Source organism: Streptomyces kronopolitis (assembly GCF_014646275.1).
GTDB lineage: Bacteria > Actinomycetota > Actinomycetes > Streptomycetales > Streptomycetaceae > Streptomyces > Streptomyces kronopolitis.
The window spans coordinates 26,433-52,117 of record NZ_BMND01000035.1; the positions used below are offsets into that span (position 1 = coordinate 26,433).

The 25,685-nt window shown below is 71.6% G+C and carries 22 protein-coding genes; 4 read left to right on the forward strand and 18 right to left on the reverse strand.

Features of this window, described 5'->3' with window-relative positions; translation table 11 throughout:
- Nucleotides 1-7: 7 nt before the first annotated feature.
- The gene (locus tag IEY78_RS27940) at nucleotides 8-721 is read right to left on the reverse strand and encodes an MBL fold metallo-hydrolase (protein WP_189102889.1); all 714 of its coding nucleotides are present in this window, start codon (nucleotides 719-721) and stop codon (nucleotides 8-10) included.
- A 170-nt stretch (nucleotides 722-891) separates the two neighbouring features.
- On the opposite strand from IEY78_RS27940, the gene IEY78_RS27945 reads away from it, so the two are divergent.
- Both IEY78_RS27945 and IEY78_RS27950 read left to right on the forward strand, forming a co-directional pair.
- A complete protein-coding gene (locus IEY78_RS27945; protein WP_189102890.1) occupies nucleotides 892-1,716 on the forward strand; it encodes a peptidylprolyl isomerase in 825 nt (274 codons plus the stop codon).
- 246 nt (nucleotides 1,717-1,962) lie between these two features.
- Nucleotides 1,963-3,192: a DUF349 domain-containing protein gene (locus IEY78_RS27950; RefSeq protein ID WP_189102891.1), complete on the forward strand. Its 1,230-nt coding sequence runs from the start codon at nucleotides 1,963-1,965 to the stop codon at nucleotides 3,190-3,192.
- A gap of 74 nt (nucleotides 3,193-3,266) precedes the next feature.
- On the opposite strand, the gene IEY78_RS27955 is transcribed toward IEY78_RS27950, so the two are convergent.
- The 15 genes from IEY78_RS27955 to pgsA form a co-directional block, all read right to left on the reverse strand.
- Entirely contained in the window at nucleotides 3,267-5,885 is a 2,619-nt protein-coding gene (locus IEY78_RS27955; RefSeq protein ID WP_189102893.1) for a RelA/SpoT family protein, read from the reverse strand.
- A gap of 173 nt (nucleotides 5,886-6,058) precedes the next feature.
- Nucleotides 6,059-6,607 carry an adenine phosphoribosyltransferase gene (locus IEY78_RS27960; RefSeq protein ID WP_189102895.1) on the reverse strand — a complete coding sequence of 183 codons (549 nt, stop codon included), beginning with the start codon at nucleotides 6,605-6,607 and terminating at the stop codon, nucleotides 6,059-6,061.
- Nucleotides 6,604-7,719, reverse strand: a complete 1,116-nt coding sequence (gene secF, locus IEY78_RS27965) for a protein translocase subunit SecF (RefSeq protein WP_189102897.1) — start codon at nucleotides 7,717-7,719, stop codon at nucleotides 6,604-6,606. The genes IEY78_RS27960 and secF overlap by 4 nt, the downstream gene beginning before the upstream one ends.
- Before the next feature lies 1 nt (nucleotide 7,720).
- The gene (secD, locus tag IEY78_RS27970; RefSeq protein WP_189102899.1) at nucleotides 7,721-9,502 is read right to left on the reverse strand and encodes a protein translocase subunit SecD; all 1,782 of its coding nucleotides are present in this window, start codon (nucleotides 9,500-9,502) and stop codon (nucleotides 7,721-7,723) included.
- Between the two features lie 149 nt (nucleotides 9,503-9,651).
- Nucleotides 9,652-10,188 carry a preprotein translocase subunit YajC gene (yajC, locus tag IEY78_RS27975; RefSeq protein ID WP_189102901.1) on the reverse strand — a complete coding sequence of 179 codons (537 nt, stop codon included), beginning with the start codon at nucleotides 10,186-10,188 and terminating at the stop codon, nucleotides 9,652-9,654.
- 161 nt (nucleotides 10,189-10,349) lie between these two features.
- Nucleotides 10,350-11,441, reverse strand: a complete 1,092-nt coding sequence (gene ruvB / locus IEY78_RS27980; RefSeq protein ID WP_189102903.1) for a Holliday junction branch migration DNA helicase RuvB — start codon at nucleotides 11,439-11,441, stop codon at nucleotides 10,350-10,352.
- A 79-nt stretch (nucleotides 11,442-11,520) separates the two neighbouring features.
- Nucleotides 11,521-12,141 (reverse strand): Holliday junction branch migration protein RuvA, encoded by a 621-nt coding sequence (gene ruvA, locus IEY78_RS27985; RefSeq protein WP_189102905.1) that lies wholly within the window; start codon nucleotides 12,139-12,141, stop codon nucleotides 11,521-11,523.
- The gene (gene ruvC, locus IEY78_RS27990) at nucleotides 12,138-12,716 is read right to left on the reverse strand and encodes a crossover junction endodeoxyribonuclease RuvC (protein ID WP_189102907.1); all 579 of its coding nucleotides are present in this window, start codon (nucleotides 12,714-12,716) and stop codon (nucleotides 12,138-12,140) included. The genes ruvA and ruvC overlap by 4 nt, the downstream gene beginning before the upstream one ends.
- A gap of 150 nt (nucleotides 12,717-12,866) precedes the next feature.
- A complete protein-coding gene (locus IEY78_RS27995; protein ID WP_189102909.1) occupies nucleotides 12,867-13,619 on the reverse strand; it encodes a YebC/PmpR family DNA-binding transcriptional regulator in 753 nt (250 codons plus the stop codon).
- Nucleotides 13,620-13,682: 63 nt separating this feature from the next.
- Entirely contained in the window at nucleotides 13,683-14,273 is a 591-nt protein-coding gene (gene pdxT / locus IEY78_RS28000) for a pyridoxal 5'-phosphate synthase glutaminase subunit PdxT (RefSeq protein ID WP_189102911.1), read from the reverse strand.
- An 8-nt stretch (nucleotides 14,274-14,281) separates the two neighbouring features.
- Nucleotides 14,282-15,193, reverse strand: coding sequence for a pyridoxal 5'-phosphate synthase lyase subunit PdxS (gene pdxS / locus IEY78_RS28005; RefSeq protein ID WP_088796762.1), 912 nt, complete (start codon nucleotides 15,191-15,193; stop codon nucleotides 14,282-14,284).
- Between the two features lie 96 nt (nucleotides 15,194-15,289).
- Nucleotides 15,290-15,874, reverse strand: coding sequence for a LemA family protein (locus IEY78_RS28010; RefSeq protein ID WP_189102913.1), 585 nt, complete (start codon nucleotides 15,872-15,874; stop codon nucleotides 15,290-15,292).
- A gap of 631 nt (nucleotides 15,875-16,505) precedes the next feature.
- Nucleotides 16,506-17,660 carry a glycosyltransferase family 4 protein gene (locus IEY78_RS28015; RefSeq protein WP_189102915.1) on the reverse strand — a complete coding sequence of 385 codons (1,155 nt, stop codon included), beginning with the start codon at nucleotides 17,658-17,660 and terminating at the stop codon, nucleotides 16,506-16,508.
- Nucleotides 17,657-18,631, reverse strand: coding sequence for a phosphatidylinositol mannoside acyltransferase (locus IEY78_RS28020; RefSeq protein WP_189102917.1), 975 nt, complete (start codon nucleotides 18,629-18,631; stop codon nucleotides 17,657-17,659). The genes IEY78_RS28015 and IEY78_RS28020 overlap by 4 nt, the downstream gene beginning before the upstream one ends.
- Nucleotides 18,628-19,287 carry a phosphatidylinositol phosphate synthase gene (gene pgsA, locus IEY78_RS28025; protein ID WP_189102919.1) on the reverse strand — a complete coding sequence of 220 codons (660 nt, stop codon included), beginning with the start codon at nucleotides 19,285-19,287 and terminating at the stop codon, nucleotides 18,628-18,630. The genes IEY78_RS28020 and pgsA overlap by 4 nt, the downstream gene beginning before the upstream one ends.
- Nucleotides 19,288-19,563: 276 nt before the next feature.
- On the opposite strand from pgsA, the gene IEY78_RS28030 reads away from it, so the two are divergent.
- Both IEY78_RS28030 and IEY78_RS28035 read left to right on the forward strand, forming a co-directional pair.
- A complete protein-coding gene (locus tag IEY78_RS28030; protein ID WP_189102921.1) occupies nucleotides 19,564-21,762 on the forward strand; it encodes an elongation factor G-like protein EF-G2 in 2,199 nt (732 codons plus the stop codon).
- A gap of 186 nt (nucleotides 21,763-21,948) precedes the next feature.
- Nucleotides 21,949-23,628, forward strand: coding sequence for an AbeC-like domain-containing protein (locus tag IEY78_RS28035; RefSeq protein WP_189102923.1), 1,680 nt, complete (start codon nucleotides 21,949-21,951; stop codon nucleotides 23,626-23,628).
- Nucleotides 23,629-23,670: 42 nt separating this feature from the next.
- Here IEY78_RS28035 and IEY78_RS28040 read toward each other — a convergent pair whose 3' ends face one another.
- Both IEY78_RS28040 and IEY78_RS28045 read right to left on the reverse strand, forming a co-directional pair.
- A complete protein-coding gene (locus IEY78_RS28040; RefSeq protein WP_189102925.1) occupies nucleotides 23,671-24,879 on the reverse strand; it encodes a YncE family protein in 1,209 nt (402 codons plus the stop codon).
- Nucleotides 24,879-25,673: a polysaccharide deacetylase family protein gene (locus IEY78_RS28045; protein ID WP_229700214.1), complete on the reverse strand. Its 795-nt coding sequence runs from the start codon at nucleotides 25,671-25,673 to the stop codon at nucleotides 24,879-24,881. The genes IEY78_RS28040 and IEY78_RS28045 overlap by 1 nt, the downstream gene beginning before the upstream one ends.
- Between the last annotated feature and the right edge of the window lie 12 nt (nucleotides 25,674-25,685).

Sequence of the window (25,685 nt, forward strand, 5' to 3'; positions counted from 1 at the left end):
GCTCTCGTCACATTCCTCGTCGTGGAGGCGGGCTGAAGCCGTCTCCGAGGCCGGCGGCCACTTCCCGCAGGAAGGGGTTGGTGGCGCGCTCGCGGCCGATGGTGGTCTGGGGGCCGTGGCCGGACAGGACGACGGTGGAGTCCTCCAGCGGCAGGCACACGCGGGCCAGCGACTGCAGGATCTCGCCGTGGTCGCCGCCCGGCAGATCGGTGCGTCCGATGGAGCCGGCGAAGAGCAGGTCGCCCGAGAAGAAGACCGGCGGGATGTCGGCCTGCTCGGGCATCCTGAACGTCACCGACCCCTTGGTATGGCCCGGGGCGTGCGCGACGGAGAATTCCATCCCGGCGAGTTCCAGGGCGGCACCGTCGCTCAGCTCCTTGACCTCGTCCGGCTCCCCCACGGTGAGTTCGCCCATGAGCTGCTGACCGATGGAGCGGCCGAGGGCCTTCTCCGGGTCGCTCATCATGAAGCGGTCCTCGGGGTGGATCCAGGCCGGGACATCGTGGGCGCCGCACACCGGAACGACGGAGGCGACATGGTCGATGTGGCCGTGGGTGAGGACGACCGCGACGGGCTTGAGCCGATGCTTCGCGACCGCGTCCTCGACTCCCTGGGCCGCTTGGTGGCCCGGGTCGATGATGACGCACTCCTCACCGGCGGCGGGGGCGACCAAGTAGCAGTTGGTGCCCCAGGCCCCGGCGGGGAACCCGGCAATCAGCACGTTCGTCCTTAAAGGTCGGTAGGGAGGTCGTAGGGAGTCGGTCCGCAGGTCCGCTCCCGGACATCTCGGCAGCTCCAGAGCCTACCGGCGGGACTCCCGGCAGGGCGAACCCGGATACGGTACGGCCACGGCGCATCATCACGATCGATGATCGGACAAGGAGACGACCGGTGGTCAGCAAGGATCAGCGGCGGCGGCAGCTCGCCCGGGAGAAGTTCGAGCGCCAGCAGCAACGGCGGTCCGCCGCCCGGCGGAAGACCAAACGCCGCAATGTGGTCATCGCGTCCGCCGTCGCCGTCGCACTGGCCGCCGGCGGCGCCGTCTGGGCCTCCGTGGGACTGGCCGGCGGGACGTCCGACCGGGCCGCGGCGGACGAGGCCCCCTCGAAGGCCCCGGACCCGTGCGACCGGCCCGCGAAGGGCACGCCGTCGGCGAAGACCTGGAAGAAGGAGCCGGCGATGACGGTCGACACCTCGGCCGCCTACACCGCGAAGCTGGCGACGACCTGCGGCACGATCACCCTGAAGCTGGACGCCGGCAAGGCCCCGCACACGGTCAACTCCTTCGCGTTCCTTGCCGCTCAGGGCTACTTCGACCACAGCAAGTGCCACCGGCTGGTCGACGAGGGCATCCACGTCCTGCAGTGCGGCGACCCCAAGGGCACCGGCCAGGGCACCCCCGGCTACACCATCCCGGACGAGAACCTCAAGGACTCCCGGCTCAAGGGCGGCGTCTATCCGGCGGGCACGGTCGCGATGGCCAACCGCTACGACGGCAAGAGCAAGGAGACCCGCAACACCGGCGGCAGCCAGTTCTTCCTCGTCTACCAGGACAGCAAGCTGCCGCCGGACTACACCCCGTTCGGCACGATCACCGGCGGTATGGACGTGCTGCGCAAGATCGCCGACGCGGGTTCGCGGACCGACCGGTCGATCGGCGCGACGGTGCCCAACGCCACCGTCGTGATCAACCGGGCGACCGTCACCAAGTCCTGACCGGCCGGGCTGCCGGGGCGGCACACCTCCGCCCCGGTGCCCACCGTGGAATTCGGTCGCGCTGGATGCGGACAGCCGCGCGCCGTTCGCCTAGATTGGCGTTGTGAAGGGTGCCTGCTCCGACGGCTGCCACCCTCACCGCACATCAGCCCGTCGGACCGGCCAGGGCGTGGCTCTGCCGGACAGAAACTGTGGACGATGCCGGGGGGCCGCACGCCCCCGTCGGCATCATGTGGAGGAGGCGCTGTGAGCAGCGACCCATGGGGCCGCGTCGATGAGACGGGGACCGTGTACGTGCGTACCGCCGACGGCGAGCAGGTCGTCGGATCGTGGCAGGCGGGAACTCCCGAGGAGGCCCTCGCCTACTTCGAGCGCAAGTATGAGGGCCTGGTCGTCGAGATCGGCCTCCTCGAGCGCCGGGTCAAGACCACCGACCTGTCGGCGAAGGACGCGACGACCGCGATCGAGCACCTGCGCACCCAGGTCGACGAACACCATGCGGTGGGCGACCTGGCGGCGCTGCGGGTGCGGCTGGACAAGCTCGTCGAGGCCGTCGAGGCGCGCCGCGAGGAGCGCAAGGCCCAGAAGGCCAAGCAGAGCGACGAGGCCCGGCAGGCCAAGGAGAAGCTGGTCGCCGAGGCCGAGGAGCTGGCGGCCAGTGAGCAGTGGCGGGCGGCCGGTGAGCGGCTGCGCGGGCTGGTGGACACCTGGAAGGGCCTGCCGCGGCTCGACCGCAAGGCGGACGACGAGCTGTGGCACCGCTTCTCGCACGCCCGCTCGGCGTTCTCCAAGCGGCGCAAGGCGCACTTCGCGTCGCTGGACGCCCAGCGCGAGGAGTCCCGCAAGGCCAAGGAGAAGCTGGTCGGCGAGGCCGAGGCGCTGTCCGGCTCGACGGACTGGGGGGCCACCGCGGCCCGCTACCGCGAGCTGATGGCCGACTGGAAGGCCGCGGGCCGCGCCCAGCGCGAGCACGAGGACGACCTGTGGAACCGCTTCCGCGGCGCCCAGGACGTCTTCTTCCAGGCGCGCAGTGAGGTCTTCGCGGAGCGCGACACCGAGCAGCGGGAGAATCTGACCCGCAAGGAGGAGCTGGCCGTGGAGGCCGAGAAGCTGCTCCCGGTCTCGGACCTGAAGGCCGCCCGTGCGGCGTTCCGCGGGATCAACGAGCGGTGGGAGGCCATCGGCCACGTCCCCCGGGACGCCCGCCCGAAGATCGAGGGCCGGATGCACGCCGTCGAGCGCGCGCTCCAGGAGGCCGAGGAGAGCGAGTGGCGCCGGACGAACCCCGAGGCGCGGGCCCGCGCGGCGGGGCTCACCGGCCAGCTCCAGGACGCGGTCGACAAGCTGCAGAAGCAGATCGACACGGCCCGGGCGGCCGGCAACGACGCCAAGGCCGACAAGCTCGGTCGTGAGCTGGAGGGCCGCAAGGCACTGCTGGACCAGGCGCTGAAGGGCCTGGAGGAGTTCGGCGGCTAGCAGCCGGAACAGCGGTCGGCCCCGGTACGGATTCCGTACCGGGGCCTTCTGCTGTGCGTCTGCTGTCCGCTCCGCTACGGCCGTCGGGCGGAGGTGACCCGGTACACGTCGTAGACGCCCTCCACGCTCCGGACCGCCTTCAGGACATGGCCCAGATGCTTGGGGTCGCCCATCTCGAAGGTGAAGCGGGAGATGGCCACGCGGTCGCGGGAGGTCTGCACGGCCGCCGAGAGGATGTTGACGTGCTGGTCCGACAGGATCCGGGTGACGTCCGACAGCAGCCGGGAGCGGTCCAGCGCCTCGACCTGGATGGCGACCAGGAAGACCGAGGACTGGGTGGGCGCCCACTCGACGTCCAGGATCCGCTCCGGCTGGCGCGAGAGCGAGTCCACGTTGACGCAGTCGGCGCGATGCACCGAGACGCCGTTGCCGCGGGTGACGAAGCCGATGATGGGGTCGCCCGGCACCGGGGTGCAGCAGCGGGCCAGCTTGACCCAGACATCGTCGACGCCCTTGACGACCACGCCGGGGTCGGAGCTGGACCGGCGCTTGGAGCGCCGGATCGGGGTCGACTCGGCGATGTCCTCGGTGGCCTCGTCCTGGCCGCCGAGCGCCTGCACCAGCTTCTGGACGACGCCCTGGGCCGCGACATGGCCCTCGCCGATGGCGGCGTAGAGGGAGGAGATGTCCGGGTAGCGCATCTCGTGCGCGAGGGTGACCAGGGAGTCGCCGGTCAGGATCCGCTGGATGGGCAGGTTCTGCTTGCGCATGGCCCGCGCGATGGAGTCCTTGCCCTGCTCGATCGCCTCGTCGCGGCGCTCCTTGGAGAACCAGCCGCGGATCTTGTTGCGGGCGCGCGGGGACTTGACGAAGCCGAGCCAGTCGCGGGACGGTCCGGCGCCCGGCGCCTTGGAGGTGAAGACCTCGACCAGATCGCCGTTGTCCAGGGTCGATTCGAGCGGGACCAGGCGCCCGTTGACCCGGGCCCCTATCGTGCGGTGGCCGACCTCGGTGTGCACCGCGTACGCGAAGTCGACGGGGGTGGCACCGGCCGGCAGCGCTATGACGTCGCCCTTCGGCGTGAAGACGAAGACCTCGTTGCGCGACAGGTCGAAGCGCAGCGACTCCAGGAACTCGCCCGGGTCCTCGGTCTCCTTCTGCCAGTCCAGCAACTGCCGCAGCCAGGCCATGTCGTTGACCGTGTCCTGGCCCTTGCCGGCGTTCTTCGGCACATCCGTACGGATCTTGGATGCCCCGGCCACCGCCTCCTGCTTGTACTTCCAGTGCGCGGCGATGCCGTACTCGGCGCGGCGGTGCATGTCGAACGTGCGGATCTGCAGCTCAACGGGCTTGCCGCTGGGGCCGATCACGGTCGTGTGCAGCGACTGGTACATGTTGAACTTGGGCATCGCGATGTAGTCCTTGAACCGGCCGGGGACCGGATTCCATCGCGCGTGGATGGTGCCGAGGGCCGCGTAGCAGTCGCGGACCGTGTCGACCAGGACGCGGATGCCCACCAGGTCGTAGATCTCGGCGAAGTCGCGTCCGCGGACGATCATCTTCTGGTAGACGCTGTAGTAGTGCTTCGGGCGGCCGGTGACCGTGGCCTTGATCCGGGCGGACCGCAGATCGGCCTGGACCTCGTCGGTCACTATCGCCAGGTACTCGTCACGCTTGGGCGCCCGCTCGGCGACCAGCCGCACGATCTCGTCGTACATCTTGGGGTAGAGGATCGCGAACGACAGATCCTCCAGCTCCCACTTGATGGTGTTCATGCCCAGGCGGTGGGCGAGCGGCGCGTAGATCTCCAGCGTCTCGCGGGCCTTCTTCTCCTGCTTCTCCCGCTTGAGATAGCGCATGGTGCGCATGTTGTGCAGCCGGTCGGCGAGCTTGATGACCAGCACACGCGGGTCCTTGGCCATCGCGACGACCATCTTGCGGACGGTCTCGGCCTGCGCGGCCTCGCCGAACTTGACCCGGTCGAGCTTGGTGACGCCGTCGACCAGCAGCGCGACCTGGTCACCGAAGTCGCCGCGCAGGGTGTCCAGGCCGTATTCGGTGTCCTCGACGGTGTCGTGCAGCAGCCCGGCCATCAGGGTCGCCGGGTCCATGCCCAGCTCGGCGAGGATCGTCGTCACCGCGAGCGGGTGGGTGATGTACGGGTCGCCGCTCTTGCGCTTCTGGCCGCGGTGCCAGCGCTCGGCGACCTGGTAGGCGCGCTCGATCTGGCGCAGCGTGCCCGTCTCGATCTTGGGGTCGTTGCCGCGGACGGCCCGCAGCAGCGGCTCCAGAACCGGGTTGTACGGGCTGGAGCGCTGGACGCCGAGCCGGGCGAGGCGGGCCCGTACGCGGTTCGGGGAGCCGGAGCGGCCGGCGGGGGCGGGCGGCAGCGGCCGGGACGCCACGGGCTGGTCGGACTTGGCCGGCGGCTTGGCCGCACGGGACGGCGCCGGGGCGGCCGGCGTGGACGAGGGGGCGGCGGAGCCCGTTTCGGGGGCCTTGCCGTGCCGCTCGGCCGGGGGGCCGGACGCGGCGGGCCGGTCGGATCCGGCGGTGCCGTCGGGGGCGCCCTGCCGCTCGGACTCGGGCGTGCGGGGGGAAGCCGCGTCCGTGGACTTCGGCTCGTCCGGGCGCGCGGCGTCGGATCCCGCCGGACGCGTTCCGGGGGAGAGCGGCTGGGCCTCGTCTGGCAAGAGCACTCCTCAGGGCGGTTCCGGGCCCCCGTGCCTCGAACGGGCCGGGGTGCCATCGTATCGACCCCGGGCCCGCGACTGCCCCGCGGCCATGGGTCCGTACATGACACAGCGGCAGGGGCACCCGGATTGTTCCGGGTGCCCCTGCCGCGAAGGTGCTGTGCTGAAGCCGGTCAGAGCGTGATCAGGGCCTCCAGCGGAGCGCCCTTCAGGCCCGGCTCCAGGCGCTGCCGCCCGGCCAGGAAGCCCAGCTCCAGCAGCACCGCCACGCCCGCGACCTCGGCGCCCGCACGCCGGATGAGCTGCAGCGACGCCTCGGCGGTCCCGCCGGTGGCGAGCACGTCGTCGATCACCAGCACCCGGTCGCCCGGGGCCAGCGCATCGACGTGCAGTTCGATCTCGGCCGAGCCGTACTCCAGCTCGTAGGTCTGCCCGAGGGTCTCGCCGGGCAGCTTGCCCGCCTTGCGGACCGGGACGAAGCCGACGGCGGCCCGGACCGCGACCGGGGCGGCGAGGATGAAGCCGCGGGCCTCCAGGCCCACGACCTTGTCCACGCGGTGGCGCGCGCACAGATCGACGAAGGCGTCGGTCAGCGCGCCGAAGGCGACCGGGTCGGCCAGCAGCGGGGTGATGTCCTTGAACACCACGCCCGGCTGCGGATGGTCCGGGACATCCGTTATCCGGCTGAGCAGCAGCTCGCGCAGGGCGGCCGGGGCGCTCATCGGCGCTTGCCCGACGAACGGCCGCGGCCGCGGTTGCGGGAGGCGGGCTGCTGGCGCGGTCCGACGACCGCCGCGCCGTCGACGTCCTCGTCCACGGCCGGGGCCCCGTCCTGCGGCTCGTCCTGGTCGTCCTCCTTGGCGGCGGCCGCGGCACGCTTCGCCTTCACCCGCTTGGCCAGCGCCTTCATCTGCGGCTCGCGGCTCTTCAGATCGGCGACCAGCGGGGTCGCGATGAAGATCGAGGAGTACGCACCGGCGGCGAGACCGACGAACAGGGCCAGCGAGATGTCGTTGAGCATGCCCGCGCCCAGGACGCCGCCGCCGACGAACAGCAGACCGGCGACCGGCAGCAGCGCCACGACGGTGGTGTTGATGGAGCGCACCAGGGTGCCGTTGATGGAGCGGTTGGCGATCTCGCTGTAGGTGAAGCGGGTCTGCTTGGTGATGTCCTTCGAGGCCTCCTTGAGGCTGTCGAAGACGACGACCGTGTCGTAGAGGGAGTAACCGAGGATCGTCAGCAGACCGATGACCGTGCCGGGCGTGACCTCGAAGCCGACCAGGGCGTAGACGCCGACCGTGATCGTGAGGTCGTGGATCAGGGCGATCAGGGCGGCGACCGCCATCCGCCACTCGAAGGCGACGGCGAGGTAGAGCACCACCAGGACCATGAAGATGCCCAGGCCCAGCCACGCCTTGTTGGCGATCTGCTCGCCCCAGCTCGGGCCGACCAGCTGGGTGTTGACGTCCTTGACCGGGACGTTCAGGTCCTTGGCGAGCTCTTCCTGGACCGGCACCGACTGCTTGGTGTCCAGGCCGCTGATCTGGATGCGCAGCGCGCCGCCGCCGAGCTTCTGCACCACGGCCTGGTGGCCGCCGGCCGCCGACTCGGCCTTGTGCTGGGCCTCCGAGGCGGAGACGGAGGTCTTCGGGGTGGTGAAGACCGCACCGCCGGAGAACTCGATGCCCATGTTCAGGCCGCGCACCCCGAGGCCGACGATGGCCACGATGGTGATGAGGATCGAGAGGCCGTACCAGATCTTCCGCTTGCCGATGAAGTCGTAGCCGACCTCGCCGCGGTAGAGCCGGGCGCCGATGTTTCCGAGCTTGGACATCTCACGCCTCCTTCGTCTGGGTCGGGGCGGCGCCACGGCGGCGGCGCAGCGGCGGCTTGGCGCCCAGGCGCTTGGGGTCGAGGCCGGACCAGGGATGGCCGTCGGCGAAGAACTTCCGCCGGGCCAGCAGCGTCATCAGGGGCTTGGTGAAGAAGAAGACCACGACGACGTCGAGGACGGTGGTCAGGCCGAGCGTGAAGGCGAAGCCCTGGACCTTGCCGACGGTGACGATGAACAGCACCGCGGCGGCCAGGAACGACACGAAGTCGGAGACCAGGATCGTGCGGCGGGCGCGGGGCCAGCCGCGTTCGACGGCAGGGCGCAGGGTGCGTCCCTCGCGGATCTCGTCCCGGATGCGTTCGAAGTAGACGATGAACGAGTCGGCGGTGATACCGATGGCGACGATGGCGCCGCAGACCGCCGGGAGGTTCAGCGCGAACCCGATGGCCGGTCCCAGCAAGGTCATGATCGTGTACGTCAGGACCGCCGAGACGCCGAGGCTCGCCAGCGCGACCAGCGACAGGCCGCGGTAGTAGGCGACGAGGTAGAGGACGACCAGGGCGAGGCCGATGGCGCCGGCGATCAGACCGGCGTGCAGCTGCTCGCCACCGAGCGCCGCGGTGACCGTGGTCTCGTCGTCGATCTTGAAGGAGAGCGGCAGGGCACCGTAGGACAGCATGTTGCCGAGGTCCTCGGCGGACTGCTGGGTGAAGCCGCCGGAGATGGTGGCGTTGCCGCCGTTGAGCCGCTCGCTGACGCGCGGGTTGGAGACCACCGCGCCGTCCAGGACGATCGCGAACTCGTTCTGCGGCTCCGCCTTGGCGGCGAGCTTGCCGGTGGTGTCCGCGAACTTCTTGCCGCCGTCGGAGGTGAAGTCCATCTGGACGATCCAGCCCTGGCCCTGCTGGCTGTCGAAGACGGCCTTGGCGTCCTTGACGTCGGTGCCCTCGACGCCGACCGGGCCGAGCGCGTACTTGCGGCTGCCGTCGTCGTGGCAGGCCACGACCGGGTCGGACGGCTTCGTGCCGGCTGCCTTCTCGCCCGCGGCGGCACGGCTCTTCTTGGTGGAGCAGTCCAGCGCGTTCAGCTGCTTCTGGAGGGCCGGCGGAAGGGCGGCGCCACCGGGCTGCGGAGGCGTCACGGGCGCGGACGGCTTGGCCGGACCGGAGGGGGTGGGCTTGCCGGACGGGGCCTTCTTCAGCGCGTCCGTCACGGCACGGCCCTGGCTGGTCGGCTTCGCGTTCGGCGACGGCGCGGAGGAGGCGTTCTGCTGGGTGCCCTGCGCTCCCTTGCCGCCCGCGGCCTTGTCACCCTTGCCCTTGCCGTTCGCACCGCTCTGCGAGGGGCTGGGCTTCGGCGCGGGGGTCTTGGCGCCGGCGGCGATGCTCAGCACCGGCCGGAATCCGAGCTGGGCGGTGGTGCCGACCTGCTGGCGGGCCTGCTTCGCGTCCGTCCCCTTGGGGATGTTCACGATGATGTGGTTGGAGCCCTGCGTCTGGACCTCGGCCTCGGACACACCGAGACCGTTGACCCGCCGCTCCATGATGCCGGCGGCGGTCTTCATGTTGGTCTCGTTGATCGCGTTGGGCTTGCCCGGCTGGTTCTGGGCCGCCAGCGTGAAGCTGGTGCCGCCCGCCAGGTCGATGCCCAGTCGGGGCGTCATGGTGCCGGAGTAGAACATTCCTCCGATCAGCCCCGCGATCGCGATGAGGACCAGGATCAGGGCGCGGCCCGGATGCCCCTGGCTCGCGGGCGCCCTGCGGCCCTTCTTGGGTGCTGCCACCTTCTCGTATCTCCCTGTCCAACCCCTCGGCCCGGGATGCCGGCCGAGCGGCCACGAAGTCTTGTGGGGACCTGCCCCCGCCGGAGCCTAGACCGTCCCGGAACCGCGGTGCACGACACAACGCGTGCTCCGCGGTTCCGTGAGAGGGACTACTTCGCGTCGCCGCCGGACTTCTTGTCGTCCTTGGCGGCGTCCGCGTCGGCCTTGGCGGCATCCGCCTCGGCCTTGGCGTCCTTGGCGTCCGTGCCGGCCGGGGCCTCGTCGGCGGCGGTCTTGTCGCCGGCCGGGGTCTCGGCCTTGCCCAGGTCGATCTTGTCACCCTTTGCGGTGGCCTCCGCGGCGGCGTCGCCGGTCAGCGAGGAGGCGTCGTCCGGGACGACCGGCTCGTCGGCGTGCAGCGGGTCGGCACCGTCCAGGATGCGGTTGTACTCCTCGTCCGCGATCACCGCGCCGATGGCGTTCTTGGCGTAGATGGCGTGCACGCCGGGGGCGACCTCGAGGAGGACGGTCTCGTCGTGGACTTCCTTGACGGTGGCGTACATGCCGCCGATCGTCCGGACGCCGGTGCCGGCCTGCATCTCGTTGCGCATCTGCGCGGCCGCCTGCTGCTTCTTCTTGGCGGACCGCGTCATCAGGAACATGGCCCCGATGAGGACGATGAAGGGGAGGAGAGTCACGATACTCACGGGACGGAAATCCTTCGCACGACCGCTGAGGCGCGGTCTCATATACGGGGGTGGGTATGCCGACCGTACGGACGGCATCGGCGGAGTCTAAGCGAGTCCCCACCAGTGGAACAACGCCCAGCATCGCACCGCAGTTCCTGACCGTGCGAGTCCCCGCGCCGTCAGGGCCCGAACAAGCCCTGCTGTCCGCTTCCGCCCGATTGCTGCTGCGGTGGGACCAGCCCCAGGTGGGTCCAGGCCGCGGGCGTCGCGATCCGGCCCCGGGGGGTCCTGGCCAGCAGCCCTTCCCGTACGAGGAACGGCTCGGCGACCTCCTCGACCGTCTCCCGCTCCTCCCCCACCGCCACCGCCAGGGTGGACAGGCCCACCGGGCCGCCGCCGAACAGCTTGAGCAGGGCCGTGAGCACCGCGCGGTCGAGGCGGTCCAGGCCGCGGGCGTCGACCTCGTAGACCCGCAGGGCCTGGGAGGCGATCTCGCGGGTGATCAGGCCGTCCGCCTTGACCTGGGCGTAGTCGCGGACCCGGCGCAGCAGGCGGTTGGCGATCCGGGGCGTGCCGCGGGAGCGGCCGGCGATCTCGGCGGCGCCCTCGGCCTCTATCTCGACGTCCAGCAGCCCGGCCGAGCGGTGGATCACCCGCTGCAGCTCGGCGGGCGCGTAGAACTCCATATGGGCGGTGAAGCCGAAGCGGTCGCGCAGCGGGGGCGGCAGCAGACCGGCCCTGGTCGTGGCGCCGACCAGGGTGAACGGGGGGAGTTCGAGCGGGATGGCGGTGGCGCCGGGGCCCTTGCCGACGATCACGTCGACGCGGAAGTCCTCCATCGCCATGTAGAGCATCTCCTCGGCGGGCCGCGACATCCGGTGGATCTCGTCGAGGAAGAGGACCTCGCCCTCCTGGAGGGAGGAGAGGATCGCGGCGAGGTCGCCGGCGTGCTGGATGGCGGGGCCGGAGGTGATCCGGATCGGGGCGCCCATCTCGGCGGCGATGATCATCGAGAGGGTGGTCTTGCCGAGGCCCGGCGCCCCGGACAGCAGGACGTGGTCGGCGGTGGCGCCACGGGCCCGGGCGGCGCGCAGCACCAGGTCGAGCTGCTCGCGCACCCGCTCCTGGCCGACGAATTCCTCCAGGTCCTTGGGCCGCAGGGCGGCCTCGACGGCGGTGTCCTCGCCGTCCGCGTCGGCGCCGACCAGCCGGTCGGGGGCGCCCGGGGCGGCGTCGCCGGCGGCGGGGGGTGCGGTGTCGTCCCAGTTCACTGCGGATTGCCTCGCGGGGTCGGGGCGGCCGGGCCGCCGGGGTGGTCGTGCGGTCGGGGGCGCGGGGCCCGGGCGGCGGTCATCGTGCCCGGTTGAGGGACTGCAGGGCGGCCTTGAGCAGCTGCGGCACCTGGGGCGCGCCGCCGGCGGCGACGGCGGCCTCGGCCTGCGGGGCGACCGCGGTGACCGCCTCGTCCGCCTCGCGGGTGGCGTAGCCGAGGCCGATCAGGGCGGCGTGCAGCTGATCGCGCCAGCCGGCCGTGACGGCGCTGCCGACGCCCGCGCGGCCGGTGCCGACCGGCTCACCGAGCCGGTCCTTCAGCTCCAGGAGCAGCTTCTGGGCGCCCTTCTTGCCGATGCCGGGCACGGCGGTCAGGGCCTTCTCGTCGGCGGTGGCGACGGCCCGCCGCAGCGCGTCCGGGGAGTGCACCGCGAGCATCGCCTGGGCGAGCCGGGGGCCGACGCCGCTGGCGGTCTGCAGCAGCTCGAAGGTCTGGCGCTCGTCGTCGTCGGCGAAGCCGTAGAGGGTGAGCGAGTCCTCGCGGACGACGAGGGAGGTGGCGAGCTTGGCCTGCTGTCCGATGCGCAGCGTGGAGAGGGTGTCCGGGGTGCACTGGACGGCCATGCCGATGCCGCCGACCTCGACGACGGCGGTGTCCGGTGCGAGGGCCGCGACCGGGCCGGAAACGAAGGCGATCATCGGGTGCCCTTCTGGGGTGCCGCCCGGCGGACGCCGGCGGTGGGGAGGGTGGCGGGAGCGGCGCGGCGGGCGGCGGCGTGCGCCTGCTGGAGGCGGTTGACCGCGGGGGCGCGCCAGATGTGGCAGATGGCGAGGGCCAGGGCGTCGGCGGCGTCGGCCGGCTTGGGGGGCGCGTCGAGCCGCAGCAGGCGGGTGACCATCGCGCCGACCTGCGCCTTGTCGGCGCGGCCCGAGCCGGTGACGGCGGCCTTGACCTCGCTGGGGGTGTGCAGCGCGACCGGCAACCCGCGGCGGGCGGCGCACAGCATGGCGACCGCGCTGGCCTGGGCGGTGCCCATGACCGTGCGGACGTTGTGCTGGCTGAACACCCGCTCCACGGCGACGCAGTCGGGGCGGTGCTCGTCGAGCCAGGCGTCTATGCCGCGCTCGATGTCGACGAGGCGGAGGGCGATCTCGGCGTCCGCCGGGGTGCGCACGACGCCGACGCCGATCATGGTCAACGGGCGCCCGGCGACGCCGTCGACCACCCCGACCCCGCAGCGCGTCAGCCCCGGGTCCACCCCCAGCACCTTCATCGCTCCCCGCCCCTCGTCCGCTCGGTCGGCTGTTCCTGCTTCGGGAGCGCATGCCCCCTGATCAGCACAGTAATGGCTGCCACTGACAAACCGACGGGCCGACGGGGTGTGTCCCCGTCGGCCCGTCAGCCGGCCGTGCGTGTCCGCCCGTCAGGCGTCCACCTTGGCCATCACGTCGTCCGAGACGTCGAAGTTGGCGAAGACGTTCTGCACGTCGTCGCTGTCCTCCAGCGCGTCGATCAGCTTGAAGATCTTGCGCGCGCCCTCTTCCTCCAGCTCGACCTGCATGGTCGGGACGAAGTTGGCGTCCGCGGAGTCGTAGTCGATGCCGGACTCCTGGAGGGCGGTGCGGACCGCGACCAGGTCGGTGGCCTCGCTGAGCACCTCGAAGGACTCGCCGAGGTCGTTGACCTCTTCGGCGCCCGCTTCCAGGACCGCGGCCAGGACGTCGTCCTCGCTCAGCTCGCCCTTGGGGACGATCACCACGCCCTTGCGGTTGAACAGGTAGGACACCGAGCCCGGGTCGGCCATCGAACCGCCGTTGCGGGTCATCGCGACGCGGACGTCCGAGGCGGCGCGGTTGCGGTTGTCGGTGAGGCACTCGATGAGCACCGCGACACCGTTGGGGCCGTAACCCTCGTACATGATCGTCTCGTAGTCGGCGCCGCCGGCCTCGAGGCCCGCGCCGCGCTTGACCGCGGAGTCGATGTTCTTGTTGGGCACCGAGCTCTTCTTCGCCTTCTGGATGGCGTCGAAGAGGGTCGGGTTACCGTCCGGGTCGGCGCCGCCGGTCCGGGCGGCGACCTCGATGTTCTTGATCAGCTTCGCGAAGAGCTTGCCGCGCTTGGCATCGATCACGGCCTTCTTGTGCTTCGTCGTAGCCCATTTAGAGTGGCCGGACATCCGCCTGTCTCCTTCGCGTAACCCATGTCTGAAACGAACGCCTGAGATCCTACCGGGGCCGGGTCACACGGTGTGACGCACCATGTCGACGAACAGGGCGTGCACCCGGTGATCGCCGGTGAGCTCCGGATGGAAGCTCGTGGCAAGGACGTTACCCTGCCGCACGGCCACGGTGTGCCCGTCGTACGTCGCCAGCACCTCCGCCTCGGCACCCACCGACTCGACCCACGGCGCCCGGATGAAGACGCCCTCGACCGGACCGCCGGGGATCCCGGCGACGTCGATGGCCGCCTCGAACGACTCGTTCTGCCGCCCGAAGGCGTTACGGCGCACGATCATGTCGATCCCGCCGAACGTCTCCTGGTCCTCGCGGGCGTCCAGCAGCTTGTCCGCGACCATGATCATGCCGGCGCAGGTGCCGTAGACCGGCTTGCCCGCGCGCACGAAGGCCCGCAGCGGCTCCAGCATGCCGAAGACGACGGCCAGTTTGGACATGGTCGTGGACTCGCCGCCCGGGATGACCAGGCCGTCGATCGCGTCGAGTTCCTCGGCGCGGCGCACCGGCCGGCCCTGGGCACCGGTGTCCGCGAGCGCCTTGAGGTGCTCGCGGACATCGCCCTGGAGGGCCAGCACACCGATGGTGGGGGTAGTCATCTGCCGTCCTACCAGCCGCGGTTGGCGTAGCGCTCGGCCTCGGGGAGGGTGTCGCAGTTGATGCCGACCATGGCCTCGCCCAGGTTGCGGGAGGCGTCCGCGATGACGGCGGGGTCGTCGTAGAAGGTGGTGGCCTTCACGATCGCGGCGGCGCGCTTGGCCGGGTCGCCGGACTTGAAGATGCCGGAGCCGACGAACACGCCCTCGGCGCCGAGCTGGCGCATCAGCGCGGCGTCGGCCGGGGTGGCCACACCGCCGGCGGAGAACAGCACGACCGGCAGCTTGCCCAGCTCGGCGACCTCCTTGACCAGCTCGTACGGGGCGCGCAGCTCCTTGGCGGCGGCGAACAGCTCGTTGTGGTCGCAGCCGCGCAGCTTGGCGATCTCGCCCTTGATCTGGCGCAGGTGGCGGACGGCCTCGACGACGTTGCCGGTGCCGGCCTCACCCTTGGAACGGATCATGGCGGCGCCCTCGGCGATCCGGCGCAGCGCCTCGCCCAGGTTGGTGGCACCGCACACGAACGGGGTGGTGAAGGCCCACTTGTCGGAGTGGTTGACCTCGTCGGCCGGGGTGAGGACCTCGGACTCGTCGATGTAGTCGACACCGAGCGACTGCAGGACCTGCGCCTCGACGAAGTGGCCGATCCGGGACTTGGCCATGACCGGGATGGAGACGGCGTTGATGATGCCGTCGATCATGTCGGGGTCCGACATCCGGGCCACGCCGCCGTCCTTGCGGATGTCGGCGGGGACCCGCTCCAGGGCCATGACGGCGACGGCGCCCGCGTCCTCGGCGATCTTCGCCTCTTCCGGCGTGACGACGTCCATGATCACGCCGCCCTTGAGCTGCTCGGCCATACCGCGCTTGACGCGCGCGGTTCCGGTCTCGGGGTTCTGGGGCGTGGTGGGCGTGCTGGACACGTGTGACCTCACTCAGTGCGGGTGCCTGTACTGATGCGCCCACACAACCGTTGGTCAGTGGCCCGGGGAAAGGGCCAATTAGAGGTCAGTGGCTCGTCACCGCCCGGCGTCGCGGCCCGCGGCGCCGTCCCCGGAACGGTTCCCGGCCGACCGGTCGTCCAGAACGGCCGGCGGCTCGTCGTCCATCTCGAAGGCCAGCGGGAAGGGCGCGTGCCCGGCGAGGCGGAGGTAGCGCACCAGCCGGTGCCGGCGGACGGCGCGGGCGGCCCGGACGGCGTCGTTGTGGAAGCGCCGGGCCATCGGCACCCGGCGCACCGCGGCGGTCAGTTCGCCGATCGTCTGCTCGCCACCGGGCGCCTCCCGCACGGCCTCCAGCTGCGCCTCCTCCTCGAAGATCGCCCGCAGCGCCTGGCTCAGCTCGCTCTCGGCGACCTCGCGGTGGTCCTCCTCGGCCTGCCGGGCGTCGTGCGCGGCCTGGTAGAGGACGATCGAGGCCGCGGGATCGAGAACCCCCGCGGTACCCAGCTCCTGCGCGACGGACGCCCGCCGCAGCAACTGGGCGTCGAGCGCCGCCCGGGCCGCGTCGATCCGGGCATGCAGACGGTCCAGCCGCCCGGCCGTCCAGCTCAGGTAGATGCCGATGAGGATGATCGCGGCGACGATCCAGATGAACGTGGTCACGGGGGCACGTTACCCGGCCGCTGCGCTTGGCTTTCTTCCCGCGTTTTTGTCTTTCCCGCCGTGCGGGGTTCCCGCCGTTTGTCGCCCGCTTCGCGGTGCGCTCGTCGTTGCGCCTGCGGCGGGCGGGGTCCGCTGCGCGGGGCTGTCGGGTGCGGTGGCGGTCCTCCGGGGCCTGGTGTGTGGACTGCTTCGCTTTACGTCCACACACCAGGCCCCTCCGGCCCGCCCCCTCCCGTTTGTGGGAGGAGGAAAGGCCGGTGGGGGTGCACGTGGGTGGTCTAGCGCGCCTCGTGGTCGCACCGAAACAGCCGACGACGGACCGAGGCCCTGGCCGGACACGACGCCCGCCCCCACCCACCGTCAGTCATCCCCCACGGGAGGGGACGGGCCGGAGGGGGTGGGTGTTCGGACGTAAAGCGAAGCAGTCCGAACACCCACCCCCGGAGGACCGTCACCGCACCCAACACCCACCGCCCGCCGCAGGCGCAACGGCGAGAAGCCACTACGACGCCGCAGAAAACAACGCGGAAACAGCCCCGCGCAGCGGAAAGACAACGACGGGCGCACCCGCGAAGCGGGCGACACACGGCGAGCAACCCCCACGGCGGGAAAGCCAAAAACGTGGGAAGCCTCAACCTTGGCGACGCCGGGCGCGGAGCCCCACGCGTTCGTCGGTGGCCACGGACGTGGCCCCCGTCGTGACCGTTTCGTAGACGGCGAGGATGTCGGCGCCTACCGTCGACCAGTCGAAGCGGCGGACGTGGCGGCTACCGCGTTCGCGTAGTTCGGCGAGGCGGGCGGGGTCACCGAGGAGGCGGACCGCGGCTGCGGCCAAGGCGGCGGCGTCCTCGTTGGTGAACAGTTCGCCGGCCTCGCCCTGGTCGAGGACCTGGGCGAACGCGTCGAGGTCGCTGGCCAGCACGGGCGCGCCGGCCGACATCGCCTCGACGAGGATGATGCCGAAGGATTCCCCGCCCGTGTTGGGCGCGACGTAGAGGTCGACGCTGCGCAGCAGCCGGGCCTTGTCCTCGTCGCTGACCATGCCGAGGAATTCGACGCGGGAGCGCATCTCGGCGGGCAGCGCCGCGACGGCCTCCTCCTCGTCGCCGCGGCCGGCGACCAGCAGCCGGGCGTCGGGCACCTCGGCGAGGATCGCGGGCAGCGCCTTCATCAGGACCGGCAGGCCCTTGCGCGGTTCGTCGATCCGGCCGATGAAGCCGATCGTGCGGCCCTGCCACTCCGCCTTGGGTTCGGCCGAGGCGAAGAAGCCGACGTCCACGCCGTTGGGGATGACGACCGCGTCGCCGCCGAGGTGTTCGACGAGGGTGCGGCGGGCGTATTCGCTCACCGCGATGCGTGCCCGGATCTTCTCCAGCGCGGGCTGCAGGATCGGGTAGGCCGCGATCATCGCCCGCGAGCGCGGGTTGGAGGTGTGGAAGGTCGCCACGATCGGGCCCTGGGCCGCCCAGCAGGTGAGCAGGCCCAGCGAGGGCGAGGCCGGCTCGTGGATGTGGATGACGTCGAAGGCGCCGTGCTGGAGCCAGCGGCGCACCCGGGCCGCGGAGAGCAGCCCGAAGTTGAGGCGGGCGACCGAGCCGTTGTACGGGACCGGCACGGCGCGGCCGGCCGAGACGACGTACGGCGGCAGCGGGGTGTCGTCGTCCGCCGGGGCGAGGACGGAGACCTCGTGGCCGAGCCGGATGAGGTGCTCGGCCAGGTCGCGGATGTGGAACTGCACGCCGCCGGGGACGTCCCAGGCGTAGGGGCAGACGATGCCGATCTTCACGCCCGCTCCCCTCCGGGGGCGGTGGCCCCGTCCGGTGTGCCGGGCCGCTCGCGCGGCTCCAGGTCGGCGAGCCAGAGCCGCTGCAGCATGTGCCAGTCCTCGGGGTGGTCGGCGATGCCGGAGGCGAAGGCGTCGGCGAGCGTCTGGGTCATCCGGGCGGCCTTCTCGGTACGGGTGCCGGTCTCGGGGACGTCGATCTCCGGGTGGACCCGGCCGCGCATGACGGGGGTGTCGTCGTACCAGAGGGTGACCGGCAGCAGCATGGCGCCGGTCTGGACGGCGAGCATCGCGGGGCCGGCCGGCATCTTCGTCGCCTCGCCGAAGAACGTGACCTCCAGCCCGGAGCTGGAGAGGTCGCGGTCGGCGACCAGGCAGACCAGGCCGCCGTTCCGCAGCCGGCGGGCGAGCGTGCCGAACGCGGCCCCGCCGGTGTGCGGGAGCACCTCCATGCCCAGGCCCTCGCGGTAGGCCACGAAGCGGTCGTAGAGGCTCTCGGGCTTGAGGCGTTCGGCGACGGTGGTGAAGGGGGTGTTGAGCGCGGTGGTGACCCAGACGCCCGCGAGGTCGTAGTTGCCCATGTGCGGCAGGGCGATGATGACGCCGCGGCCGCTCTTGAGCCCCTCCTCCAGGAGGTGGATGTCCTCGGCCCGGAAGCCGGCCCTTATCCGGTCCTTGCTCCAGGCCGGCAGCCGGAAGGACTCCATCCAGTAGCGCGTGTACGAGCGCATCCCGGCCCGGGAGAGCTCCGCGAGGCGCTGCGGCGAGGCGTCCGGGACCACCCGGGCGAGGTTCGCCTCCAGGCGCAGGACGCCCATGCCCCGGCGCTTCCAGACGGTGTCGGCAATCCGCCGGCCGAGGCGTACGGCCGCGCCTTCCGGGAGCTTCTTGACCGTGCTCCAGCCCAGGCCGTAGAGCGCGTCGGTGAGCCTGCCGGTGTCGATCCGCGGCAGACCGGTCCTGCGTGCGCTCATGCGCCGTTTCCCCCTTGTGCGAGTGCGGCGTCGGCCTCGGCCGACTCCCGGCGTACCGTCACCACGCGCTGGCCCAGGGTGACGGCGCTGCCGATGCCGACGAGCCACAGCGCGATCGGCAGCAGGATCTGGACCCCGGGCACCCCGAAGGCGTGCAGGCCCGACAGGCCGCAGGCGACCAGCGTGATGACCAGCCGCTCGGCCCGTTCGACCAGGCCGTTGACGGCCACCGGCAGTCCGATGGCCTCGCCGCGCGCCTTGGTGTACGAGACGACCTGGCCGCTGGCGAGGCAGAAGATCGCCATCGCGCAGAGCAGCAGGCTGTCGCCGCGGCCCGCGTACCAGAGGGCGAGCCCGCCGAAGATCGCGGAGTCGGCGACCCGGTCGAGGGTGGAGTCGAGAAAGGCCCCCCAGCGGCTGGAGCGGCCCAGCTGCCGTGCCATGTTGCCGTCGACCAGGTCGGAGAAGACGAACAGGGTGATGACGACCGTGCCCCAGAAGAACTCGCCCCGCGGATAGAAGACCAGGGCGCCGGCCACCACGCCTCCGGTCCCGACGAGGGTGACCGCGTCCGGGCTGACGCCGATACGGATGAGCAGGGCGGCGAACGGCGTGAGAACACGCGTGAAGAACGCACGCGCGTACTTGTTCAGCATGGCCTTCCCGGAGGTCGATTCGGGCCGTGAGGTCAAGGGGCCACCGGCTGGCCCATCGTAGCCAGGCGGCCACGGGGCTCTGCGAACGCATCGCGGCGCGGGGTGCATCCCACGGCTCGGGGACGGCGGCGCGCGCTGCCGGGCACGCCCCCGGGCCCCCGCCGGGCGGGCCGGCGACCCCTTGGGAGCGCTGGTCCGCTGCGCCATGTATGGACGCGGGATGACCACGGTGGAAAGCTCGAATCACCGCAAAGTGTCGACCTGGAGGCGAGACACATGAGCGAGAAGTCGAGTACACACCCGGGAGCCGCCCGCAGGGCATCAACGGCCGGCCAGCCCACGGATCTGCGGAATGTGGTGCTGGTCGGCCACTCCGGTGCGGGAAAGACCACCCTGGTCGAGGCCCTCGCGCTGGCGTCCGGCGCGGTCAATCGCGCGGGCCGGGTCGAGGACGGCGGCTGCCTTTCCGACTACGACGAGATCGAGCACCGCCAGCAGCGCTCCGTACAGCTCTCCCTGGTCCCGGTGGACTGGGGCGGAATCAAGATCAATATCTTGGACACCCCCGGATACGCCGATTTCGTCGGGGAACTCAGGGCCGGTCTGCGGGCAGCGGACGCGGCCCTTTTCGTGGTCTCGGCGGCCGACGGGGTGGCCGGGGCGACCCGCATGGTCTGGGACGAGTGCGCGGCCGTCGGCATGCCGCGGGCGCTGGTGATCACGCACCTGGAGGCGTCCCGCGCCGACTTCGGTGCGATGACCGAGCACTGCCGCACCGCGTTCGGCGGCGACGACCCGGACGCGGTGCTCCCCCTCTACCTCCCGCTGTACGGGGCGCCCGGCGCCGACGGCCACTCCCCCGTGCACGGCCTGATCGGACTGCTCTCCCAGAAGGTCTACGACTACTCCTCCGGAGAGCGCACCGAGCGCGCGCCGACCGCGGAGGAGCTGCCGCAGATCGAGGAGGCCCGCGCCCGGCTGATCGAGGGCATCATCGCCGAGAGCGAGGACGAGACCCTCATGGACCGCTATCTCGGCGGCGAGGAGATCGACCTCAAGACCCTCACCGGGGATCTGGAGACCGCGGTCGCCCGCGGCACCTTCCACCCCGTGCTGGCCGCAGCCCCGGCCGCGGAGGGCGCCCGGCAGGGGCTGGGCACCGTGGAGCTGCTGGAGCTGATCACCGGCGGCTTCCCGACCCCGGCCGAGCGCGAGGCACCGGTCGTGACCAGCCCGGACGGCGCCCGGCGGGACGCGCTGCGGTGCGATCCCGGCGGCCCGCTCGCGGCCGAGGTGGTCAAGACCTCCTCCGACCCGTACGTCGGCCGGATCTCCCTCGTACGGGTCTTCTCCGGCACCCTGCGCCCGGACGAGACGGTGCACGTCTCCGGCCACGGGCTCCAGGACCGGGGACACGAGGACCACGACGTCGACGAGCGGGTCGGCGCGCTGTCCGCGCCGTTCGGCAAGCAGCAGCGCCCGCTGCCCCAGGCCATCGCCGGCGATCTGGCCTGTGTGGCGAAGCTGTCGCGCGCGGAGACCGGCGACACCCTGTCCGACAAGGACGACCCGCTGCTGATGGAGCCCTGGACGATGCCCGACCCGCTGCTGCCGGTCGCCATCGAGGCCCACAGCAAGGCCGACGAGGACAAGCTCTCCCAGGGCCTGGCCCGGCTGGTCGCGGAGGATCCGACGATGCGTTTGGAACACCAGCAGGACACCCATCAGGTGGTCCTGTGGTGCCTGGGCGAGGCGCATGTCGACGTGGCGCTGGAGCGGCTGCGGACCCGTTACGGCGTGCAGGTGGACACCGTCGCCCACAAGGTGTCGCTGCGGGAGACCTTCGCCGGCTCCGCCGCGGGCCGCGGGCGCCATGTGAAGCAGTCCGGCGGGCACGGCCAGTTCGCGATCTGCGAGATCGAGGTCGAGCCGCTGCCGGGCGGCTCCGGCATCGAGTTCGTGGACAAGGTCGTGGGCGGTGCGGTGCCCCGGCAGTTCATCCCGTCCGTGGAGAAGGGCGTACGCGCCCAGGCCGAGCGCGGGGTCGCCGCCGGGCATCCGCTCGTCGACATCCGCGTCACCCTGCTCGACGGCAAGGCGCACTCGGTCGACTCCTCGGACGCCGCCTTCCAGATGGCGGGTGCGCTGGCGCTGCGCGAGGCGGCCGGCGAGGTCCGGATCGACCTGCTCGAACCGGTGTCCGAGGTGAGCGTGATGGTTCCGGACGACTTCGTCGGCCAGGTGATGAGCGATCTGTCGGGGCGCCGCGGACGGGTCGTGGGCACCGAACAGTCGGGCGCGGGCCGCACGGTGGTGCGGGCCGAGGTGCCCGAGATCGAGATCGACCGGTACGCCATCGATCTGCGGTCCCTCTCGCACGGCACGGGGCGGTTCTCCCGCACCCACCTGCGGCACGAGCCGATGCCGCCGCAGCTCGCCGACAAGTGGCGCCAGCAGACGGAGAACGGCGGATAGTAGGCGGCCGCCCGGCTCGCACCGCAGCCGCCGTCCGGCTCAACTCCCTTGGACCGGGCGGCGGCTGTACGCTGAGTGCCTGCCGTTGTACGCACCGTCCGACGGCGCGGGAAGAGATCACGGATCCGACGACAGGCCGTCAGCAGGTGTGCCGGCGGCGGAAGTCGGGAAGAGCCGCATCATCGGATGCGGGCGGTGTGGGGGGCGGTAGTGGCAGACGGCTTCGACTTCAGTCCGGGAGCGCAGGTCCCGCTCTCGGGGAGCGCCGGGCAGACGGCGGCGACCCAGGCGTTGGCCTCGGCCGCCTACCGGGACTGCAAGCTCTCCAAGATCACCGATGCCAACTCCGATTCCGGCAAGTCCGAGATCAAGAAACCGAAGCTGTCGCTGTTCGAGCCCAACCTCGGCGAGGCGTTCTCGCGTGCGGTACAGGTGCGGATGCTGGGCGGCGGGCGCGCGGCGCTCATCCAGTCCTTCGGGACCGAGCCGCAGACCATCGTCGAGCACTGCCTGTCCGCCACCCGCATCCGCAAGCAGCGCGACATCAAACTGACGCTGCTGATGGTGCTGTTCGGGGTGCTGTTCCTGCCCGGTGTGCTGGTGTGGCTGGGCGTCTTCCAGCTGCGCAAGATGCTCTCCAAGGACGGGGCGGGCGCGGGCCTGTCCCTGATCGGCGGGGTGCTGCTGACGGTGCTGGCCGGCCTCGGCCTGTTCTTCATGGTCAAGCTGCCGCTCAACGGCTTCTGGCCGATGTACGCCCGCGCCGCGGTCATCGCCCCGATGATCGGCTGGTGGTGGGCCAAGCAGATCTGCGAGAAGACCGCGGTGGCCATGCGGGAGGCCTGGAAGGGGCTGCTGGAGGGCGGCGGCGTGGCCGCGAAGATCCCCGAGGCGGTGCCGCAGGACCCCAACCAGATCGCCGCGGAGACGCTCCGCCAGAATCTCGCCAAAATCTCCGCCGAGCAGACCAGCAACGTCGTCTTCTACGCCGGCCCCAAGGGGATACTCGGCATGGGCACCCGCTGGGGCAGCTGGCAGCTCGCCGAGGAGCTGACGCCGGCCCCGGGGACCGCCGAGATCCACCCGTTCCGCAGCTGGGACGTCATCCGGGCGATCCACGACAAGCTGCGGCTGCTGGAGCGCAGTCCGCTGCACACCGGCGGCTTCCCCACGCCGTCCGTGCGCCACTGGATCGTCTCCCCGGTCGGCGAGAAGGCCGGCGCCGTCACCCGCCCCGAGGGCAGCCATGTGGAGGCGTACCAGATCCGCGGCCACGAGATAGAGCGGATCTGCAACGAGCAGCAGTTCGGCAGCGGCAACCGCCACTACCTCGGCGTCCAGTTCGTCCTGTGGGACGGCCAGCTGGTGATCACGCTGATGATCACCGTCACCGTGCTGCACGAGACCCTGCGCATCGAGGTGACCGGCCATGCCCTCGGCCCGGTCAACGGCCTGTTCACGACGAAGCCGGAGCCCAAGACCAAGGACGTCGCCAAGGTCGTCAAGTTCTGGGAGACCAAGACCCACCACCTCCCGCTCATCGAACCGCTGGAGGTGGTCCGGCTCGCCGCCCGGGCGCCGCTGACGTGGTTCCCGCCGGTCCTGGACTTCCTCGGCGGCAAGCTGGCCCTGCCCGAGCCGTTCGGCCTGCGCCATGTCTGGGCCGACAAGCCCTGGCGGCACCGCTTCATGGCCGATGACGCGCTGCGCGCGGCGACTCCGGTGCTGCGTACGGTCCATGCGGCCGCGATGAGCGTGCTGAAGGAGAACGGCGTGGACACCGAGCGCTTCACCAACCGCTCCCTGGTGCTCAGCGGCATGATCCAGGGCGTGGAACCGCAGAAGGCGGACGAGTACAACGCCTGACCGGACGCGGCCGGACCCGGGGGCGGGTCCGGCCGGGCGCCGCTAGCGGAAGATGCCGGTGTGCCCCAGGGAGTACCGTCCCGGCTGCGGGTAGACCGCCAGGCCGTGCGGGCCCTGGCCGACGGGGATCTTGGCGAGGGTCTTGCCGGTACGGGTGTCCAGCGCGTAGACCTCGGAGTTGTAGCGGCCGGACAGCCACAGCACCTTGCCGTCCGTGGACAGCCCGCCCATGTCGGGGCTGCCGCCGCCGCGGATGTGCCACTTGTCGACGAGCTTGCCGCTCTTGAAGTCCAGCAGGGAGATGGAGCCCTCGCCCCGGTTGGAGACGTACATGTACCGGGAGTCGCGGCTGACGTAGAGGCCGTGCGCGCCTTTGCCGGTCGGCATCAGCTTCGGCCGGTCGAACGTGTCGCCGTTCATGACCCAGATGCCGTCGGCCATCATGTCGGCGATGTACCAGGTCCTGCCGTCCGGCGAGATCTTGACGTCCTGGGGCATCGCTCCCTCGAACGGCAGCTTCTGCTGGCCGATCACCTTCATCTTCTCGGTGTCGACCTTCAGCAGTTCGCCGGAGAACTCGCAGGAGACGATGAAGTACCGCCCGTTCGGGGCGAAGTCGGCGTGGTTGACGCCGGCGCAGGGCACCGGGAGCGTCTTGCGGATCTTCATGGAGTGCGGGTCCCGGAAGACCAGCTGACGGTCCATCGAGGCCATCACGATCGCGTACTTGCCGTTGGGCGTGAAGTAGAGGTTGTACGGGTCGTGGACCCTGACGGGCTCGCCGGCCTTGCCGGTGGCGGGGTCGATCGGGGTGAGGTCGTGCCCCCGGTTGTTGTTGACCCAGAGCGTCTTGAGGTCCCAGGAGGGCACCACGTGCTGCGGCTGGATGCCCACCGGGATGGTCTCGATGACCTTGTAGGTCTTCGGGTCGATGACGCTGACCGTGTCGGAGCCGGTGTTGGGGACGTAGATCCGCGAGGGGTAGTCCTTGACCTGCGGGGACAGCCGGCCCGGCCGGTCGGCCGCGTAGAGGTCGTGCGCGTCGATCAGCGGCGGCATCCCCGGCAGGTCGTTCCGGCCGGACTTGAGCGGTGCGCGCTCGACCGGCCGACGCTCGGGCGCGGAGGGCGCGGCCTTGCCGCCGCCGTCGCAGCCGGACGCCAGCAGCGCGGCGGCCACGGCGAGCAGCGCGGCGGCTCGGCGCCGTGCGCGCGGGGTCCGGCGGTCGTGGGTACGGTTCCGGTCAGCCATCACGTCACCAGCTCCGTTGTCGTCACCGCGCGCAGACCGCGCCGGCGGAGGCCGTCGAGGATCGGGGGCAGCGCGGCCACCGTGCCGGCGTGCCCGAGGTGGAGGCTCACGACCGAGCCCGGTGCGACCGAGTCCAGGACCGTGCGCCGGACGGCCGGGGCACCGGGGTCGTTCGCGTCGAGGGAGTCCACGTCGTAGGACAGGACGTGCGGGTAGCCGGCCTTGCGGGCCAGCCTGGTCACCAGGTCCGTGGCCCGCTGCGCCTGCGAGGGGCGGAACCAGCTGCCGATGGTCCCGGTGAGTGCGCGCAGCCGGTCGGCGCACCGGGTGATCTCGGCGTACGCCTCATCGGCCGGCAGGGCGCAGATGTTGCGGTGGTGCATGGTGTGGTTGCCCAGCTCGTGGCCGCCGTCGAGCACCCGGCGGGCCATCGCGGGCTGCTCGTCGAGCCAGTCGCCGATGGCGAGCACGGTGACGCGGGCGCCGGCCCGCTCGGCCTCGGCCAGCAGCGCCTTCGCCAGCTTGGGGTCGCCCCTGCCGTGGAAGGTCAGCGCGACCGCGTGGCCGTCGCGCGGCCCGTGGGCGATCTCCACGGGCAGCCCGGGCACCCGGGTCGGCGGCCGGGCGGCGTGGACCGGGGCGGGCACGGCGTGGCCCGCCCCGGAAGGGCTCGCCCGGAGGACCGGCCCGGCGCCGGGGTCCGCGTCCCGGTGCGGGTCGCAGCCCGCGAGCGCGCCGGCGGCCGCGGCCGAGGCGGCCGCGCGCAGCACGGAACGGCGGTCTAGGGAAGTCACCACCCCATTAGA

What these genes read in the sequence shown, in the direction of transcription:
- IEY78_RS27960 (WP_189102895.1), bottom strand. Translation starts at nt 6,607, where the DNA reads ATGAGCGCCCCGGCCGCCCTGCGCGAGCTGCTGCTCAGCCGGATAACG.
- secF (WP_189102897.1), bottom strand. Translation starts at nt 7,719, where the DNA reads ATGTCCAAGCTCGGAAACATCGGCGCCCGGCTCTACCGCGGCGAGGTC.
- ruvA (WP_189102905.1), bottom strand. Translation starts at nt 12,141, where the DNA reads ATGATCGCCTTCGTTTCCGGCCCGGTCGCGGCCCTCGCACCGGACACC.
- ruvC (WP_189102907.1), bottom strand. Translation starts at nt 12,716, where the DNA reads ATGAAGGTGCTGGGGGTGGACCCGGGGCTGACGCGCTGCGGGGTCGGG.
- IEY78_RS27995 (WP_189102909.1), bottom strand. Translation starts at nt 13,619, where the DNA reads ATGTCCGGCCACTCTAAATGGGCTACGACGAAGCACAAGAAGGCCGTG.
- pdxT (WP_189102911.1), bottom strand. Translation starts at nt 14,273, where the DNA reads ATGACTACCCCCACCATCGGTGTGCTGGCCCTCCAGGGCGATGTCCGC.
- IEY78_RS28020 (WP_189102917.1), bottom strand. Translation starts at nt 18,631, where the DNA reads ATGAGCGCACGCAGGACCGGTCTGCCGCGGATCGACACCGGCAGGCTC.
- pgsA (WP_189102919.1), bottom strand. Translation starts at nt 19,287, where the DNA reads ATGCTGAACAAGTACGCGCGTGCGTTCTTCACGCGTGTTCTCACGCCG.
- IEY78_RS28030 (WP_189102921.1), top strand. Translation starts at nt 19,564, where the DNA reads ATGAGCGAGAAGTCGAGTACACACCCGGGAGCCGCCCGCAGGGCATCA.
- IEY78_RS28035 (WP_189102923.1), top strand. Translation starts at nt 21,949, where the DNA reads ATGCGGGCGGTGTGGGGGGCGGTAGTGGCAGACGGCTTCGACTTCAGT.
- IEY78_RS28040 (WP_189102925.1), bottom strand. Translation starts at nt 24,879, where the DNA reads ATGGCTGACCGGAACCGTACCCACGACCGCCGGACCCCGCGCGCACGG.